This window comes from Ruegeria marisflavi (genome assembly GCF_025673445.1).
Lineage (GTDB): Bacteria > Pseudomonadota > Alphaproteobacteria > Rhodobacterales > Rhodobacteraceae > Ruegeria_B > Ruegeria_B marisflavi.
The window spans coordinates 224094-238756 of sequence record NZ_JAOVQN010000002.1 but is presented as its reverse complement, the minus strand read 5'-3'; the positions used below and the strand labels follow the sequence as shown (position 1 = coordinate 238756).

Genomic DNA, 14663 nt, shown 5'->3' with positions numbered 1-14663 from the left:
ATCCCGCCGGTCCAGCAGGCTGTGGCGCGACGGGCGTCAAATCTGCGCCGCCGGGCGACGACCGGTCGCGGAAAACGGTCTTGCCCGATCCCGCCGATCCGCGCATATAGAGACCAGCCGAACACGACGGAGACAGCGATGCGCGCACGGATCTACCAGCCCGCCCGGAATGCCATGACCTCGGGCATGGCCAAGACCCGCCAATGGGTTCTGGAATACGCCCAAGGCTCGGCGCGCGAAGTCGATCCGCTGATGGGCTGGACCTCGTCCGATGACACCCAGACCCAGGTCCGGCTGCGGTTCGACAGCAAGGAAGCGGCGCTGGATTATGCCAAGTCGCACGGGATTGACGCCGTGGTCACCGAACCGCACAAGCGCAAGCCCAACCTGCGCGCGCGCGGCTATGGCGAGAATTTCGCCACCGACCGGCGCGGCCCCTGGACCCATTGAGGCCATCTTGCCGGAGTTCCTGATCGAACGGACCAGCCCGGCCCGTCCCGAGGCGGCGGCGCTGATCGCGCGCCACGTGGCGCTGATGGCCGCGCAATCGCCCGAGGAGAGCTGTCACGTGCTGGACGGCGGCGGGCTGGACACGCCGGATGTGGCGTTTTTCCTGATCCGCGACGGCGGCGTGCCGGTGGGCATGGGTGCGCTCAGAACCCTGCCCGATGGCGCGATGGAGCTGAAATCGATGCATACGTTGGCCGAGGCGCGCGGCACCGGCGCGGGCCGCGCCATGCTGGAGTTTCTGCTGGACCATGCCCGCGCGCAAGGCGCCCGGGGGGTCTATCTGGAAACAGGCTCAACCGAGGATTTCCGGCCTGCCCGCACCCTTTATGAGCGCTACGGTTTCGTGGAATGCGGCCCGTTCGACGACTATGCCGAAGATCCGTGGTCCACATTCATGCACCTGGACCTGCGCACCGCCGCTTGACCCCCGCCCCGCGCGTGGCATAACAGGCGCCAAGCGGTCCCATAGCTCAACTGGATAGAGCAGCTGACTTCTAATCAGCAGGTTCGGGGTTCGAGTCCTCGTGGGATCGCCATCATCCTTGTCCGCCGTGCGTGCTCAGCGATCCAGCAAGGTATCCAGCTCTTCCTGATAGGCAAAAAGGGCCGCCTGGCCGCCGGTGTGCAGCAGCACGACCTTTTGCCCTTTGCCGATGATGCCCTGGCGCAGCAGGCCGAGCAGCCCGGCAAAGGTCTTGGCGGTATAGACCGGGTCGAGGAACACGCCTTCGGTCCGCGCCATCAGGGTCAGCGCCTCTTGCGTGGTCTCGCCGATACGACCGTAACCCGGCGCAAGCGCGTCATCCCACAGGCTAATCCCGCCCAGCACGCGCGCCGGGGCGAACTCCATGAGGCCGGCAAGTCGGGTCAGCACGGTCTCGATACGCCGGTGTTGCTGGTCGGCGTCGCGGCGCACACAGATGCCGTAAACCGGCGCCGCGTGACCGGCAAGGCGCAGGCCGGTCAGGAAACCGGCATGGGTGGAGCCGCTGCCAGAGGGCACCACGGCGGCGTCGAAATCATCCATCTGCCCGAGCAGCTCGGCGCCCCCGGCGACATAGCCCAGCGCGCCCAGCGGCGAATGATCGGAACCAAGATGGATGACATAGGGTTTGTGCCCTTCCGCCCGCAGCGTCTCGGCCCGCCGGTGCAGGGCGGCATCGGCGCCGCTCTCGTCCTCGCCCACGGGAAAGCGGATATGCTCGGCGCCAAGGATCCGGGCCAGCAGCACGTTGCCGGAGCTGTGGTAGAGATCGCCCATGCCGGGCACCCGCTCTTCCAGTTGCAGGATCGCCCGCATCCCGAGCCGCGCCGCCGCGGCCGCCGCGGCGCGCACGAAATTCGACTGCACCGCGCCGGTGATCAGAACCGTGTCGACCCCTTGGGCCAGCGCGTCGCCAAAGTAGAATTCCAGTTGCCGGGTCTTGTTGCCCCCGAAGCTCAGCCCGGTCAGATCGTCGCGCTTCATCCAGAGATCGATGTCCAGCAGGTTGGACAAACGGTCGAGCCGTTCGACCGGGGTTGCGCCCGACATCAGCGTGGCGCGCGGAAAACGCGCGAGGCTCTCGGTTACTTCGGTGGCTGCCTTCATGTCGATTGTCCACCCAAGGCAGCGGCCAAAACGGTCCGGGCAGCCTGTTATCCTGGCCTCAGGTTACCGCTGTACCCCGCGCAAAGCCAACAGATTCAGCAGATTCACATGCCCCCGCGCCAATGAAAGGGGGATGGGACGAGTATGTATCCATGGCTACTTGCGGTGGATCGCCGAGATCTTGGTGATCCCGTCCTCGCCCGCGGTTTCATAGACGATATGTACCTCGTCACCCGAAACGAGCCCCTCGGGCACCTCGGCCACGAATTCCAGCGACCAGACCGTCTTGTCGTCGAGAACGATCAGACCGTCCACGCGATCATAGGCCAGAATGGTGCCGGTGACCTCGTCGGCAAGGGCCGGGGTAGCGACGAGCAGGGTTGCAGCAAGGAAAAAGCCGCGCATTGGGGTGCTCCTTTGAGCGTGGGTTGAAACCGAATGGTAAATGGGGAGGTTCCGGTTGCGCGCAAGTGCCTCCTGAAAATAAATAAAATTATTATTTTCAATATATTACAAACCTTGCAAGACTCATCCAAAAGTTCGCCATTACGCCGCCACATTCAAGCGTCACCCTTGGGCCATGTCCGAATTGCAAGCCCTCCGCCAAGCGCTCTATCCCGAGTTGGCCGAACCGGCCCAGCAAGCCCCGTCGCGTCGCCAGAAACGCGCCGAACGGACCCGGGCGCGGGCGCTGTCGCCACTGCGGATCGTGATGCTTCTGGCCTCGATCCCGGTGCTGACCGCGACCACCGCGCTGGGGGTTTTCATCCGCACCAGCCCCTATGAGCCCGAGCTTGCGTTGCGGCATCTGGCGGCGCTGGCCGGGTGCGAGGTGGCGCATTCCGTCGGCCTTGCGCCGTCTCAGGTTGGCGGGCCGGGCTATCATGCCCGGAACGATACTGATCTGGATGGCATCGCCTGCGATGCCGCGCCTGCCCTGGCGGCTATGACCCCGGCCAGCGACACACCGTCCCGCCAACAGCCGGGTGCCGCGAAATTCGTCCGGCCCTGACCGGTTGGCGCCGCTTCGCTTTGCTTGATGGGTCGGCGCCGCTTCGCTTTGCCTGATCGGTCGGCGCCGCTTCGCTTTGCCCGGAACGCTCAGGCGACCCGCTGGCCGCGCGACCAGACCGATTGCAGCGCCGGCACCCCTTCGCGCATCCGGAACCGGATCAGGTCGGCCCGCAGCCCCGGCGCGATCTCGCCCCGGTCGTGCAGCCCCACCGCGTGGGCGGGTGTCCGTGTCACCGTGGCCAGTCCCCGGGCCAGATCGCCCCAGATCTCGCCCAGCCGCACAGCCGAAAAGAGCAACGCCGAAGGCACGTAATCCGAGCTGAGGATGTCGAGCAGTCCGCGTTCGGCCAGATCCTGTGCCGCCACGTTGCCGGAATGCGACCTGCCCCGGATCAGGTTCGGCGCCCCCATGATCACCTTGATGCCATGGGCATGGCAGGCCTCGGCCGCCTCGATCGTGGTGGGAAACTCGGCCAACCGGATGCCGTGACCCGCCGACAGCGCCACCTGTTCGGGCGTCGTGTCGTCATGGCTGGCCAGCACCGACCCCAGCCGCGCGGCGGCCTTGACCGTCTCGGCCTCGTGCCGGTCGCCATTGCGGTCGCGCAGCATCCTGAGATGGCTGACATGTTGCAGGAACGTGTCGTCATCCATCGCATTCCTGCCCTTCATATAGGTTTCAAGCTTGGCCATGTCGCGGAACTGCCGCTGGCCCGGCGTGTGATCCATCAGCGAGACCAGACCAACCCGGTCCCCAGGCGTGAACTCGTTCAGCTCCTCGACCAGGGTTTCCGAACAGACCTCGGCCCGCAGATGCAGGAAATGGCTGATCTTCAGCGCCTCCGCCTCGCGCAATTGCCACAGCTCGCGCGACAGGCTGCGGGCGTATCTCAGGTAGCGCCCGGCGCCCGAGGGGATCGAGCCCACCCGCATCGCATCGAACACCGTGGTGATGCCGGTACTGGCCAGTTCCGCGTCATGGGCCAGGATGGCGGCGGCATGCGGCCAGTCGACCTTGGGGCGTGGCTGGATATGGCGTTCAAGATTGTCTGTATGCAGCTCCACCAGCCCTGGCGCCAGCATATCGCCGCCGCAATCGACGGCACCCGCGGGCACGCGCGCGCCCTGGGCGATTTCGGCGATGGTTCCGTCCACCACCCGCAGGCTGCCGGTCACGGTCTCGCCGGGCAGAACCAGCGTGGCATTGGCAAGGATCATTTCATCTGTCATCTGAACTTCATCTGGTTGAGGCATGGGTGAAGGCCACGACATAGGAGGCCAATGTGACATTCCTGCGATACGCGATCTATTTCCTGCCGCCCGCGTCCGAGGCATGGGCACGGTTTGGCGCCGCCTGGCTGGGCTGGGATGTCGAGACCGGGCAGGAGCTGGCGCATCCCGAGAGCACCGGGCTGAATGTGGCCGCACTGACCGCAACGCCGCGCAAATACGGGCTGCATGCCACGATGAAACCGCCGTTTCGCCTGACCGGGGGGCAGGATGCCGACGCGCTGCACCGGGCCTGCGCGGCGCTTGCCGCCCGCCGCCCGGCGGTGACGCTGGCGGGGCTGGAGATTGCCCGGCTGGGCCGCTTCCTCGCCCTGCGCCCGGTGGGGGAACTGACCGAGCTGAACGCGCTGGCAGCGGCCTGTATCACCGAACTGGACCCGTTTCGCGCCCCCGCTACGCCGCAGGAGCTGGCGCGCCGCCGCGCCGCCCGGCTCACCCCGGCGCAGGACGCGCATCTGACCCGCTGGGGTTATCCTTACGTGCTCGACCAGTTCCGTTTTCACATCACCCTGACCGGACGGCTGGACGAGGACATGCTGGCGCGGGCGCAGGCCCTGTTGCAGGACCGCCTCGGGCCTTTGTTGCCGGTGCCCTTCACGCTCGCCGATCTGGCCCTGGTGGGCGAGGCCGGCGATGGCCGGTTTCACCTGATCCATCGCTACGCGCTTTCCCGCTGAAGATGGGTCAGAACCGCCTCGACCGTCCGGTCGAGCGGGCCGGAGTTGTCGACCGTAACGACCCGGCGCAGCCCCTCGGGCAGGGCCATGCCGGCGCGCCCCAGCCGTTGCGCCTGACCTGCCGCATCCTCGCGCCCGCGCGCGGCCAGCCGCGCTGCCAGCACCTCGGGCCGCGCTGTCAGGGACAGCACTGTAAAGGGGCGAAACACCTCCTGCGCGCGCAAGAGCACGCCGCGCGACAAGTTGACCAGCAACGCCCGCGCCCGTGCCCGTTCGACGTCCGAGGGCATCGGAATGCAATAGCTCAGCCCATGCGCCTGCCAGCTCAGGGCAAAACCGCCCGCCGCGCGCATCGCGTCGAAGGTTTGTTGCGAGACACCGGTAAACGGCTCGCCACCCGCCTCTTCCGGTCGGCTGATCACCCGGCGGATCAGGTGCAACCCCGGGTCGCGCGCGGCAAGCGCTGCCATGACGCTGTCCTTGCCCACGCCGGATGGCCCCACCACCGCGATCACCGGCACCTGCCTCATGCCGCCGCCCCCGGCGTAAAACCCGAGACATCGACCACCCGGTCGCAGACCCGCATCCGCGCCTCGACATCGTGAAAGATGCCGACGATGGCGGCGCCGCGCGCCTTGGCCTCCTCGATCAGCTCCAACACCACCGTCCGGTTTTCTGCGTCCAGACTCGCCGTAGGCTCGTCCAGCAACATCGCCGGATAGGCATGGGCAAAGCCGCGCGCGATGTTCACCCGCTGCTGCTCGCCCCCCGAAAAGGTGGTCGGGCTCAGCGACCAGAGCCGCTCGGGAATGTTGAGGCGGCCCAGCAAGGCCTCGGCCCGCGCCCGCGCCGTGTCGGGATCGACCCCCAGCGCCAGAAGCGGTTCGGCCACCACCTCGACGGTCGGCACACGTGGCACCACCCGCAGGAACTGGCTGACATAGCCCAGCACTTCGCGCCTCAATCGCAGGATCTCGCGCGGCTCGGCCCGGGCCACATCCAGCCCGCCCACGAGTACAGAGCCCGAGGCCGCCAGGTAATTGCCATAGATCACCCGCATCAGGGTAGATTTACCCGCCCCTGACGCACCGGTCAGCGCCACGCAATCGCCGGGCGCCACATGCAGCGATGCCCCCTCCATCACCCGGATCACCGCGCCGCCCTGATTGTGCAGGGTGAAACTCTTGCTCACGTCACGGATGTCGATCATCCCAAATCCCTTTCATTTCGCCCAAAATACTCCGGGGGAGCGCCAAAGGCGCGGGGGCGGCGCCCCCTCAGACCTGCAACACACTCGACACCAGCAGTTGCGTATAGCCATGCTGCGGATCGTCCAGCACCTGATCGGTCAACCCGCTCTCGACCACACGCCCATCCTTCATCACCATCAACCGGTCAGCCAACAACCGCACCACCGCCAGATCGTGGGTGACGATGATGGCGCTCAGCCCCATCCGCCGCACCAGCCCGCGCAAGAGGTCGAGAAGACGCGCCTGCACGCTCACGTCAAGGCCTCCGGTGGGCTCGTCCATGAACACCAGCCGCGGTCCTGTCACCAGGTTGCGCGCAATCTGCAAGCGCTGCTGCATACCGCCGGAAAAGGCCGAAGGCCGGTCGTCGATCCGGGCGCCGTCGATCTCGACGCGGTCCAGCCAGTCGAGCGCGGCCGCGCGGATGCGGCCATAGTGCCGATCCCCCACCGCCATCAGCCGCTCGCCGATATTGCCGCCCGCCGACACCGACATGCGCAGCCCGTCGCGGGCATGCTGGTGGACAAAGGCCCAGTCGGTGCGAGACAGCATCCGCCGCTCGGGTTCCGACATGGTGACCGTATCCACCGGTCCCATATGGCGGGTGTCAAAAATCACCCGCCCCGCATCGGGCGCCAGATGCCCGGCCAGACAGTTGAGCAGCGTCGACTTGCCCGAGCCGCTTTCGCCCACGATCCCCATCACCTCGCCGGGATAGAGATCGAAGCTCACATCGGTGCAGCCGATCCGCGCGCCATAGCGCTTCTCGATCCCCGCGACCCGCAACAAAGGGCTCATCGCTCACCTCCCGCGCCCAGGATTTTGAAAAAATCCTGTCCAAAAAATTTCGTGGAAATTTTTTCCCCCGTTCCGACCGATGCGCTCATGCCGCCGCCTCGCTGCGTGTGCGGCAGTAATCGGTGTCGGAGCAGACGAACATCCGGTTTCCCGCATCGTCCATGATCACCTCGTCCAGATAGCTGTCCCCGGCCCCGCAGAGGTCGCAGGCGTGATCGGCCTTCGTGGCCTCGAACGGGTAGTCTTCGAAATCTAGGCTGACGACGCGGGTGTAGGGCGGTACCGCATAGATGCGCTGTTCGCGCCCGGCGCCAAAGAGCTGGATCGCCGCCATCTCCATCTTTGGATTATCGAACTTGGGGATCGGGCTGGGATCCATCACATAGCGATCGGCCACCCGCACCGGATAGGCATAGGCGGTCGAGATCGCGCCATGCTGGCTGATGTCTTCGTAAAGCTTCACATGCATCAGCCCGTATTCCTGAAGGCTGTGCATCTTGCGTGTCTCGGTCTCGCGCGGTTCCAGAAACCGCAGCGGTTCCGGGATCGGCACCTGATAGACCAGGATCTGATCCTCGGTCAGCCCCGCCTCGGGGATGCGGTGCCGGGTCTGGATCACCGTTGCCTCCTGCGTCGCCTCGGTCGTGGCCACCCCGGCCGTGCGTTCAAAGAACTTGCGGATCGACACCGCGTTGGTGGTGTCGTCGGCGCCCTGGTCGATCACCTTCAGCCGGTCCTCGGGCGTCAGTGTCGCGGCCGAAACCTGCACGCCGCCGGTGCCCCAGCCATAGGGCATCGGCATCTCGCGGCTGGCAAAGGGCACCTGATATCCCGGTACCGCCAGCCCCTTGAGGATGGCGCGGCGGATCATCCGCTTGGTCTGCTCATCAAGATAGGCGAAGTTATAGTCAGACATGGGTTAGCTCCGGCTCATGCGCAGAAGGATCGCGCCAGCAAGGGTCAGCGCGGTCGAGGCGACCTTTTTCAGGTCGAGCCTTTCGTTGAGGAAAGTAACGCCGATGATCAGCGCAAAGACGATGGAACATTCACGCAGCGCGGTGACCAGCGCGATGGGCGCCTGGGTAAAGGCCCAGACCACCAGCACATATGCGGTGAACGAGGCGGCGCCGCCAAGGATCGCCAGCCGCCAAAGGCTGGCCGCCCGCCGCAAGAGCCCCGGCCGCGCGACCCGCGCCACCAGCGCAAAACCCAGCGCATTCGCCGCTGTCAGCGTGCCGAAAAAGCCCAGCGCTGTTCCCGCGATGCGCGCGCCCTGCCCGTCGACAATGGAATAGGCGGCGATGAACAGCCCGGTGATCAGCGCCAGCCCAGCGGCGGCCATGTTGAAATTGCCATCCGCCCGCCGCACCAGCGCGATCGAGGCGATCCCGACCGAGATCATCGCCATCGCCAGCATCTCGGTCTGGCTGAACGTCACGCCAAAGAACAGTGCCGTTCCCAGCGCCACCAGCAAAGGCGAAGCGCCGCGCGCAATGGGGTAGACCTGGGTCAGGTCACCGATCTTGTAGGCCTGGATCAGGAACAGCTGATAGCCCAGGTGCAGCCCGATGCCCGCCAGAAGATAGGGCCAGCAAGACCAGTCGAGCGGCGGCGCAAAGGGCAGGAGCAGCAGCCCCGACAGGCCCTGCCCCATCACCACCGCCGTCATCGCGGCGCTCTTGTCCGAACCACCCTTGACCAGCGCGTTCCATGTGGCGTGCAGCAGCGCCGCCAGCATCACCACCAGAAAGACAAAACCGCTCATTCCGCCGCCTCCCGATGCGCGATGCGCTCTTCCGCCTCGCGGCGCAGTTTGCGCACCAGTTCCAGTTCCGACTGGAAATCGACGTAATGGGGCAACTTGATATGCTCCAGAAACCCGGTGGCCTGGATATTGTCGCAATGGCTGAGCACAAATTCCTCGTCCTGCGCCGGGGCGCCCAGATTGTCCTCGCCCAGCTCCTGCCAGCGCAGGGCGCGGTCGACCAGCGCCATGGAGATTGCCTTGCGTTCGGACTGGCCGAACACCAGCCCATAGCCGCGCGTGAACTGCGGCGGTTCGGTCTTGGAGCCCTTGAACTGGTTGACCGTCTCGCATTCGGTCAGCTCGACCTCGCCGATCTCGATGGCAAAACCCAGTTCAGGGATCTCCATCTCGACCGTGACCCGCCCGATGCGCAGCTCGCCGACAAAGGCATGGTTGCGGGCATAGCCGCGCTGGGTGGAATAGGCCATGCCCAGCACAAACCCCTCATCCCCGCGCGCCAGCGATTGCAGGCGCAGGGCGCGGTCGGCGGGAAATTCCAGCGGTTCGCGGGTCAGATCGCGCGGCGCGACCTCGCTTTCGGGTTCGGACTGGATCAGCCCCTCTTGCCCCAGGAACTCGGTGATATGCGGCGTTGGCTCGCGACGCGGCGGCGCGCTTGGTGCGGGCGGCACCGCGCCCTCGGCGGCCAGTTTGAAATCCAACAGGCGATGGGTGTAGTCGAAGGTCGGCCCCAGAACCTGCCCGCCCGGCGCGTCCTTGAACGTCGCCGAGATGCGCCGATCGCAGGCCATCGCGCCGGTATCGACCGCGCGGCTTGCGCCAAAGCGCGGCAGGGTGGTGCGATAGGCGCGGATCAGAAAGATCGCCTCGATCAGGTCGCCGCGCGCCTGCTTGATCGCCAGCGCGGCCAGGTCGGGGTCATAGAGCGAGCCCTCGGCCATCACCCGGTTGACCGCCAGGCTCAATTGTTCGCGGATCTGGGCGAGGGACAGCTCGGCGACCTCAGGGTCACCCCGCCGCTCCTCGGCCAGCCAGGCATGGGCGTTCTCGATGGCGCGTTCGCCCCCTTTGACGGCAACATACATGGCCTAGTCCTCCGCGCGGATGGTGGTGCTGCGCGGCAGGGCCGCAACCCGGTCGCCACAGGTGAAGAAAAAATCGCAGCCCAGCGGGTAAAGCATCGCGTTGCCCTGCAACGCGCCCGCGTCCGGCAACGACAGGCGCGCCGTGTCGCGGATACCCGGACCGCTCAGCACCGCGCCCACGTTCTCCAGTGTTTCGCATTCAACGATCAAAGTCGCTGAACGGTCGGGATATTCCGGCGTGCCGATCCGGTAGCGCGACAGCGGCATCAGGTCGGCCCAGCTGCCCAGCGCGAAATCGGCCTCACCGGCGTCACAAAGCGGCGCACCTGTGTGAAAGCTCAGCCACTGGCGTACCGCATCATTGTCCGCCGCCCCACCCAGATGCACCCGCGTTTCCGGGTCGCAGAGCGTCAGCAACAGCGTACCTGCCGCTCCAGACAAAGGCGCGGGTGGCGTGGCCCCCACGATCCTGCGGATGTCACCCGGCCGCGCCATGGCGGTCATCGCGGCGCGAAAGGCATGTGCCGCATCGACAGGCGCGTCGCGAAAGCCACCGGCATAAAGGCTCGATCCGTCCATCAATCCTCTCCCCTGACCAGCGTGAAGAACTCGACCTTGGTGGCGGCGGCCCGGGCCGCGCGGGTTTCGGCGCGCTCGGCCATCTGGGCGGCCAATGGGTCCAGTACCAGGGCGCGGATACGTTCGGCGGCCTCGGTCTGCATCAGCGCGTCGATCAGCGCCGCCGCCTCGGCCTTGGCCCGCGAACGGCCCTGCACATAGGCGTGCCCCACCGTGCCATCCGCCAATGCGAGGGCGCAGCGCGTCACGGTCATCTCGCCCAGGTTGAAGGGGGCGCCGGTGCCACCGGCGCGGCCGCGTACCATCACGCCGCCGGTCTCGGGCGCGCGCAGCCAGTCATAGGCGGGGCGCTCCTCGACCCGGTCCCAGAGCGCCATCAGCGCCGCCTCGGGCGCGCGGGCCAAGAGGCCCATCCAGCCCTGCCGCGCCGCCGTCTCTTTCTCTTGATCTGCCATAAAAGCCTCTTGGCCGGGTTGTCTACATTCACTATACAACTAGACAAATATTAGCGGGTTGCCCCCCATCCCGCAATCCACGCAGTGATGAAGTTTTGATGACATGAGCCGCAGCCCCGTCTGGAAGACCATCGCGCTGAGCCTGACCGAAGACATCGCCGAGGGGCGTTATTGCGAAGGCGACCAGCTGCCGACCGAGGCGCAGCTGGCCGCGACCCATGGCGTCAACCGGCACACGGTGCGCCGGGCACTGGCCGATCTCGCCGAACAGGGGCTGGTGCATGCGCGGCGCGGCGCCGGTGTCTTTGTCGCCGCCCGGCCCACCGATTACGCCATCGGCAAACGGGTGCGGTTTCACAAGAATATCGCCGCCGGGGGCCGCATTCCGGGCAAACGCATCCTGACCCTGCTGACCCGCACCGCAGACGCGACAGAGGCCGAGGCGCTGGGCCTGCCGCCCGGCGCGCAGGTGCATGTCTATGACGGACTGTCGCTGGCCGACGGCCAGCCCATCGCCGTGTTCCAGAGCGTGTTTCCCGCCGACCGTTTTCCGGGCCTGCCCGAGGCGCTGACCGAGACCCGATCCGTCACCGCCGCCCTGCAACGCATGGGGGTGGCGGATTTCACCCGGGTCTGGACCCGACTCACCGCCCGGCCCGCCACCGCGACACAGGCATTGCACCTGCGCCTGAACGAGGGCGCGCCGCTGCTCCATACGACCGGCGTGAATGTGGACCCCGAAGGCCGGCCGGTGGAATACGGCCGCACCTGGTTTGCCGGTGACCGGGTGACGCTGACCGTGGGCGAGGACTGAGCCGCCCTTTGATCGGCATCAATGTACAGACGGCGCGACCATGGCTAGGCTCCGGATATGAGCGAAACCAACCCCACCGGGCTCGACGCCTATAAACCCGCCGAAATCGCCCGCCTGGTGGAAACCGCAGGCGTGGCCAAGGCCGGTCTTGGCGTCGGCCAGACCCTGACGCTTGCGGTGCTTGCGGGGGTTTTCATCGGCTTTGGCGGCGCGGCCTATACGATGGTGATGACCGGCGCGGATGCGGGCTTTGGTCCGGCACGCTTCCTGGGCGGGGTGGTGTTCTCACTGGGGCTGATCCTGGTCATCGTCGGTGGCGCCGAGCTGTTCACCGGCAACGCGCTGATGGTGATGGCGGCGGTGGACCGGCGGATCACCCTGTCCGCACTGTTGCGCAATTGGGGCTTGGTCTATCTGGGTAATCTGGTGGGGTCCGTGGGGCTGGCGCTGGCTTTTGGCCTGACGGACCTCCTGGACGGGCCGATGGGCGACACCGCGCAGGCCATCGCGCACGGCAAGGCGGCGCTGGACCCCGGCGCGGCCTTCATGCGCGGGGTGCTGTGCAACGCGCTGGTCTGCCTTGCGGTCTGGCTGACCTTTGCCGCGCGGACTGCTGCGGGCAAGATCCTGGCCATCCTCTGGCCGATCTCGGGGTTCGTCCTGCTGGGACTGGAACACTCGGTGGCCAATATGTACCTGATCCCGCAAGGCATGCTGGCCGGGGCCGAGGTGACATTCGGCGCAGCGCTGGCGAACCTGCTCTGGGTCACGCTGGGCAATATCCTGGGCGGGGCGGGCGGTGTGGCGCTGGCCTATCGCTTTGCCTATCTGCGTCAGAGCCCATTATGACCGACCCCTATCTGCCCGCCGATGCCGAAACCCGCGCCCAGGCCCGCGCCCTGATCGACGCCGCGCGGCACGCCGCGCTGGCGGTGCTGCAACCGGGCGGCATGACCCCTTCGGTCAGCCGCATCGCGCTGGCCACCGATGCGCAGGGCATGCCTGTCTCGCTGATCTCATCCCTGGCCGCCCATACCGCCGCTTTGGAGGCGACCCCCACCTGCGCCCTGCTGATCGGGGAGCCGGGCGCCAAGGGCGACCCGTTGACCCATCCGCGCCTGACCCTGCACTGCTTCGCACAACCGATCGCGCGCGGCACGCCCGAGCATGACGCGCTGCGCGCCCGCTATTTGGACCTGCGGCCCAAGGCGGGGCTTTATGCCGATTTCGGCGATTTCCGATTTGTCCGCTTTGCCATCCTCGACGGGCTGCTGAACGCGGGCTTCGGCAAGGCGGTGCGGCTGACGGGCAACGACCTTTCGGGCGAGCGGCGGTAACCGTCAGGCGCGGCGGCGCAGATGCTCGTCCTCGACCCGCAGGATGACCCCATCGAACGAGGCAGTGCCGCGCAGGAACAGGTCGGGGTTGCGAACCTGAGGATGGGCCTCGGCCCAGTCGCGGTAACGGTCGTTGGTGACGATGCGCGCGCCCCGTTGCCGGGCCTCTGCGATCAGCAGCGGATCGGCCGGCGTGCCCTTGGGCGCCACCTTGATACGGGCCGCTGGATAGCGCAGCGCCCGCGACAGTGCCCGCGGCCCCATATAGCGCGACCCGACCTGGTAACCGACATTCGCGTCGAACCACACGACCGGGGTCCAGCCATGCATGACCAGCGCCTCGATGCACTGCTGGACTGTCTGCAACTGGGGGGTATCCTCGCGCCAGAACATCACATTGGACCCATCGACGACGATCCATTTCGCCGGGGGCCGCATTCTGATCCGCACAAGCAGCAGAAAGCTGGCCACAAAGCCGACAGCCGACAAGAGCAAAGCAAGGGAGAAGACGGGACCGCTACTCAGGACAGACCAAGTGAACAGACCGAGGGAAACCAAAAGAATCACAAGCGACACGACCATAGGTTGATCGTATCGCTTATTCAGTCTCTTATGGCAATATCGACAGTGACCCTAGGTGAATTCAGCGCACCACATGCACTGCGCATTGCGCATGGCGGACGACCTGCGCCGCAGTGGATCCCAGCAGCAGATCCTGCATGCCCGGCCGGTGCGACGAAATGATGATCAGATCGGGCTTGTTGGTCTCGGCCCAGTCCAGGATCGAGCGGCCCGAATGCCCCTCGATCAGCACACCGGCTGCGTTGGGCAGATCGGCGGCCAGCTTGTCCAGCTCGCCCTTCAGCGCCTTGCGCGCCTCGGCCAGATAGTCGGGCGGCATATACGAGATCGCATAGGCCGGGATATGCTCGACCACATGCAACAGCGTGATCCGCGCCTCAGGCGTGGCCAGCATTTTGGCCAGCTTCAGCGGGGCTGAGATGTCGCGCTCGGAATCGAACGAAATGGGGACGAGTATATTGTGATACATGGTTCGCGCCTCCGTTAGGGATAGGCGCAGAATGCCGTGCCGCCCGCGCCTTTGCCTTGATCCAGATCAGCCTTTTTCAGCGGTTTCAACTGGCGTCAAAAGTCTCGGCCACCTCGTACATCACCGGCTCAAAGCTTTTGCACATCTCGTTCAGCTTGCGATTTCTCTCGCGCATCTCGGGGGTGCGCAGCATGGCCAGGAAATCCTCGCGCCGCCGCCATTGCGAGTAATTGGCGATGCGGGTCTGGGCGTCGTTCACATGCAGGCCAGCAGCGATGAACCCGGGTTGTTTCGAGATGAACTCGGCATAGGCATCGGTCAGCGCCTCGAGCAGATCCTGACAAGTGCCCGGCGTCATCTCGAATGTGGTGATCACGGTTTGCACCGGGGCGGCCTTGACGATCTTGGGCATGGGGGGTCTCCTTCTCCTGCCCTTTCAGCCTA

The 14663-nt window shown here is 66.2% G+C and carries 21 protein-coding genes and 1 tRNA gene; 8 read left to right on the top strand and 14 right to left on the bottom strand.

Going from position 1 to position 14663, the window contains the following annotated elements:
• The first annotated feature begins 138 nt into the window (after positions 1-138).
• From OEZ49_RS03115 to OEZ49_RS03105, 3 genes are all read left to right on the top strand, one after another.
• On the top strand, positions 139-450 hold the full coding sequence (locus tag OEZ49_RS03115) for an ETC complex I subunit (protein WP_164132762.1): 312 nt from the start codon (positions 139-141) through the stop codon (positions 448-450).
• Positions 451-457: 7 nt separating this feature from the next.
• Positions 458-934, top strand: coding sequence for a GNAT family N-acetyltransferase (locus tag OEZ49_RS03110; protein WP_263386953.1), 477 nt, complete (start codon positions 458-460; stop codon positions 932-934).
• A 35-nt stretch (positions 935-969) separates the two neighbouring features.
• Positions 970-1046, top strand: a tRNA-Arg gene (locus tag OEZ49_RS03105).
• A 23-nt stretch (positions 1047-1069) separates the two neighbouring features.
• Here the strand turns inward: OEZ49_RS03105 and OEZ49_RS03100 are convergent.
• On the bottom strand, positions 1070-2101 hold the full coding sequence (locus OEZ49_RS03100) for a D-cysteine desulfhydrase family protein (RefSeq protein ID WP_263386952.1): 1032 nt from the start codon (positions 2099-2101) through the stop codon (positions 1070-1072).
• A gap of 156 nt (positions 2102-2257) precedes the next feature.
• A complete protein-coding gene (locus OEZ49_RS03095) occupies positions 2258-2506 on the bottom strand; it encodes a hypothetical protein (protein WP_263386951.1) in 249 nt (82 codons plus the stop codon).
• Positions 2507-2681: 175 nt separating this feature from the next.
• On the opposite strand from OEZ49_RS03095, the gene OEZ49_RS03090 reads away from it, so the two are divergent.
• The gene (locus OEZ49_RS03090; RefSeq protein WP_263386950.1) at positions 2682-3113 is read left to right on the top strand and encodes an excalibur calcium-binding domain-containing protein; all 432 of its coding nucleotides are present in this window, start codon (positions 2682-2684) and stop codon (positions 3111-3113) included.
• Positions 3114-3202: 89 nt separating this feature from the next.
• On the opposite strand, the gene OEZ49_RS03085 is transcribed toward OEZ49_RS03090, so the two are convergent.
• The gene (locus tag OEZ49_RS03085; RefSeq protein ID WP_263386949.1) at positions 3203-4345 is read right to left on the bottom strand and encodes an alpha-D-ribose 1-methylphosphonate 5-triphosphate diphosphatase; all 1143 of its coding nucleotides are present in this window, start codon (positions 4343-4345) and stop codon (positions 3203-3205) included.
• Positions 4346-4398: 53 nt separating this feature from the next.
• Here OEZ49_RS03085 and OEZ49_RS03080 point away from each other — a divergent pair, with 53 nt between their 5' ends.
• Entirely contained in the window at positions 4399-5082 is a 684-nt protein-coding gene (locus OEZ49_RS03080; protein ID WP_263386948.1) for a DUF1045 domain-containing protein, read from the top strand.
• Here the strand turns inward: OEZ49_RS03080 and OEZ49_RS03075 are convergent.
• From OEZ49_RS03075 to phnG, 8 genes are all read right to left on the bottom strand, one after another.
• Entirely contained in the window at positions 5064-5612 is a 549-nt protein-coding gene (locus tag OEZ49_RS03075) for a phosphonate metabolism protein/1,5-bisphosphokinase (PRPP-forming) PhnN (protein WP_263386947.1), read from the bottom strand. The two genes, OEZ49_RS03080 and OEZ49_RS03075, sit on opposite strands and share 19 nt — an antisense overlap.
• Positions 5609-6292, bottom strand: coding sequence for a phosphonate C-P lyase system protein PhnL (gene phnL / locus OEZ49_RS03070; RefSeq protein WP_263386946.1), 684 nt, complete (start codon positions 6290-6292; stop codon positions 5609-5611). The genes OEZ49_RS03075 and phnL overlap by 4 nt, the downstream gene beginning before the upstream one ends.
• 67 nt (positions 6293-6359) lie before the next feature.
• Positions 6360-7130 carry a phosphonate C-P lyase system protein PhnK gene (gene phnK / locus OEZ49_RS03065; RefSeq protein ID WP_263386945.1) on the bottom strand — a complete coding sequence of 257 codons (771 nt, stop codon included), beginning with the start codon at positions 7128-7130 and terminating at the stop codon, positions 6360-6362.
• Between the two features lie 85 nt (positions 7131-7215).
• Positions 7216-8046, bottom strand: a complete 831-nt coding sequence (locus OEZ49_RS03060; RefSeq protein WP_263386944.1) for an alpha-D-ribose 1-methylphosphonate 5-phosphate C-P-lyase PhnJ — start codon at positions 8044-8046, stop codon at positions 7216-7218.
• A 3-nt stretch (positions 8047-8049) separates the two neighbouring features.
• Positions 8050-8895, bottom strand: a complete 846-nt coding sequence (locus OEZ49_RS03055; protein ID WP_263386943.1) for an EamA family transporter — start codon at positions 8893-8895, stop codon at positions 8050-8052.
• Positions 8892-9983, bottom strand: a complete 1092-nt coding sequence (locus tag OEZ49_RS03050) for a carbon-phosphorus lyase complex subunit PhnI (RefSeq protein WP_263386942.1) — start codon at positions 9981-9983, stop codon at positions 8892-8894. Before OEZ49_RS03050 ends, OEZ49_RS03055 begins: the two co-directional genes overlap by 4 nt.
• A 3-nt stretch (positions 9984-9986) precedes the next feature.
• Entirely contained in the window at positions 9987-10562 is a 576-nt protein-coding gene (phnH, locus tag OEZ49_RS03045; protein ID WP_263386941.1) for a phosphonate C-P lyase system protein PhnH, read from the bottom strand.
• On the bottom strand, positions 10562-11017 hold the full coding sequence (gene phnG / locus OEZ49_RS03040) for a phosphonate C-P lyase system protein PhnG (protein WP_263386940.1): 456 nt from the start codon (positions 11015-11017) through the stop codon (positions 10562-10564). Before phnG ends, phnH begins: the two co-directional genes overlap by 1 nt.
• Positions 11018-11120: 103 nt before the next feature.
• Between phnG and phnF the strand changes: the two genes are divergently transcribed.
• The 3 genes from phnF to OEZ49_RS03025 are packed head-to-tail and all read left to right on the top strand — an operon-like array spanning position 11121 to position 13168.
• On the top strand, positions 11121-11831 hold the full coding sequence (gene phnF, locus OEZ49_RS03035; RefSeq protein WP_263386939.1) for a phosphonate metabolism transcriptional regulator PhnF: 711 nt from the start codon (positions 11121-11123) through the stop codon (positions 11829-11831).
• 57 nt (positions 11832-11888) lie between these two features.
• Positions 11889-12680: a formate/nitrite transporter family protein gene (locus tag OEZ49_RS03030; RefSeq protein ID WP_263386938.1), complete on the top strand. Its 792-nt coding sequence runs from the start codon at positions 11889-11891 to the stop codon at positions 12678-12680.
• Positions 12677-13168 (top strand): HugZ family pyridoxamine 5'-phosphate oxidase, encoded by a 492-nt coding sequence (locus OEZ49_RS03025; RefSeq protein ID WP_263386937.1) that lies wholly within the window; start codon positions 12677-12679, stop codon positions 13166-13168. The genes OEZ49_RS03030 and OEZ49_RS03025 overlap by 4 nt, the downstream gene beginning before the upstream one ends.
• A 3-nt stretch (positions 13169-13171) precedes the next feature.
• On the opposite strand, the gene OEZ49_RS03020 is transcribed toward OEZ49_RS03025, so the two are convergent.
• The 3 genes from OEZ49_RS03020 to OEZ49_RS03010 all read right to left on the bottom strand — a co-directional run bounded on the left by OEZ49_RS03020 (position 13172) and on the right by OEZ49_RS03010 (position 14631).
• Entirely contained in the window at positions 13172-13606 is a 435-nt protein-coding gene (locus OEZ49_RS03020; RefSeq protein ID WP_263386936.1) for an NYN domain-containing protein, read from the bottom strand.
• A 205-nt stretch (positions 13607-13811) separates the two neighbouring features.
• Positions 13812-14219, bottom strand: coding sequence for a universal stress protein (locus tag OEZ49_RS03015; protein WP_263386935.1), 408 nt, complete (start codon positions 14217-14219; stop codon positions 13812-13814).
• 85 nt (positions 14220-14304) lie between these two features.
• Positions 14305-14631, bottom strand: a complete 327-nt coding sequence (locus tag OEZ49_RS03010) for an antibiotic biosynthesis monooxygenase family protein (RefSeq protein WP_164132742.1) — start codon at positions 14629-14631, stop codon at positions 14305-14307.
• Positions 14632-14663 lie beyond the last annotated feature (32 nt).

Bases quoted from the DNA above. Each gene is read 5' to 3' on its own strand.
- OEZ49_RS03115 (WP_164132762.1), top strand. From the start codon at position 139: ATGCGCGCACGGATCTACCAGCCCGCCCGGAATGCCATGACCTCGGGC.
- OEZ49_RS03100 (WP_263386952.1), bottom strand. From the start codon at position 2,101: ATGAAGGCAGCCACCGAAGTAACCGAGAGCCTCGCGCGTTTTCCGCGC.
- OEZ49_RS03095 (WP_263386951.1), bottom strand. From the start codon at position 2,506: ATGCGCGGCTTTTTCCTTGCTGCAACCCTGCTCGTCGCTACCCCGGCC.
- OEZ49_RS03090 (WP_263386950.1), top strand. From the start codon at position 2,682: ATGTCCGAATTGCAAGCCCTCCGCCAAGCGCTCTATCCCGAGTTGGCC.
- OEZ49_RS03085 (WP_263386949.1), bottom strand. From the start codon at position 4,345: ATGACAGATGAAATGATCCTTGCCAATGCCACGCTGGTTCTGCCCGGC.
- OEZ49_RS03075 (WP_263386947.1), bottom strand. From the start codon at position 5,612: ATGAGGCAGGTGCCGGTGATCGCGGTGGTGGGGCCATCCGGCGTGGGC.
- phnL (WP_263386946.1), bottom strand. From the start codon at position 6,292: ATGATCGACATCCGTGACGTGAGCAAGAGTTTCACCCTGCACAATCAG.
- phnK (WP_263386945.1), bottom strand. From the start codon at position 7,130: ATGAGCCCTTTGTTGCGGGTCGCGGGGATCGAGAAGCGCTATGGCGCG.
- OEZ49_RS03060 (WP_263386944.1), bottom strand. From the start codon at position 8,046: ATGTCTGACTATAACTTCGCCTATCTTGATGAGCAGACCAAGCGGATG.
- OEZ49_RS03055 (WP_263386943.1), bottom strand. From the start codon at position 8,895: ATGAGCGGTTTTGTCTTTCTGGTGGTGATGCTGGCGGCGCTGCTGCAC.
- OEZ49_RS03050 (WP_263386942.1), bottom strand. From the start codon at position 9,983: ATGTATGTTGCCGTCAAAGGGGGCGAACGCGCCATCGAGAACGCCCAT.
- phnH (WP_263386941.1), bottom strand. From the start codon at position 10,562: ATGGACGGATCGAGCCTTTATGCCGGTGGCTTTCGCGACGCGCCTGTC.
- phnG (WP_263386940.1), bottom strand. From the start codon at position 11,017: ATGGCAGATCAAGAGAAAGAGACGGCGGCGCGGCAGGGCTGGATGGGC.
- phnF (WP_263386939.1), top strand. From the start codon at position 11,121: ATGAGCCGCAGCCCCGTCTGGAAGACCATCGCGCTGAGCCTGACCGAA.
- OEZ49_RS03030 (WP_263386938.1), top strand. From the start codon at position 11,889: ATGAGCGAAACCAACCCCACCGGGCTCGACGCCTATAAACCCGCCGAA.
- OEZ49_RS03025 (WP_263386937.1), top strand. From the start codon at position 12,677: ATGACCGACCCCTATCTGCCCGCCGATGCCGAAACCCGCGCCCAGGCC.
- OEZ49_RS03020 (WP_263386936.1), bottom strand. From the start codon at position 13,606: ATGCGGCCCCCGGCGAAATGGATCGTCGTCGATGGGTCCAATGTGATG.
- OEZ49_RS03015 (WP_263386935.1), bottom strand. From the start codon at position 14,219: ATGTATCACAATATACTCGTCCCCATTTCGTTCGATTCCGAGCGCGAC.
- OEZ49_RS03010 (WP_164132742.1), bottom strand. From the start codon at position 14,631: ATGCCCAAGATCGTCAAGGCCGCCCCGGTGCAAACCGTGATCACCACA.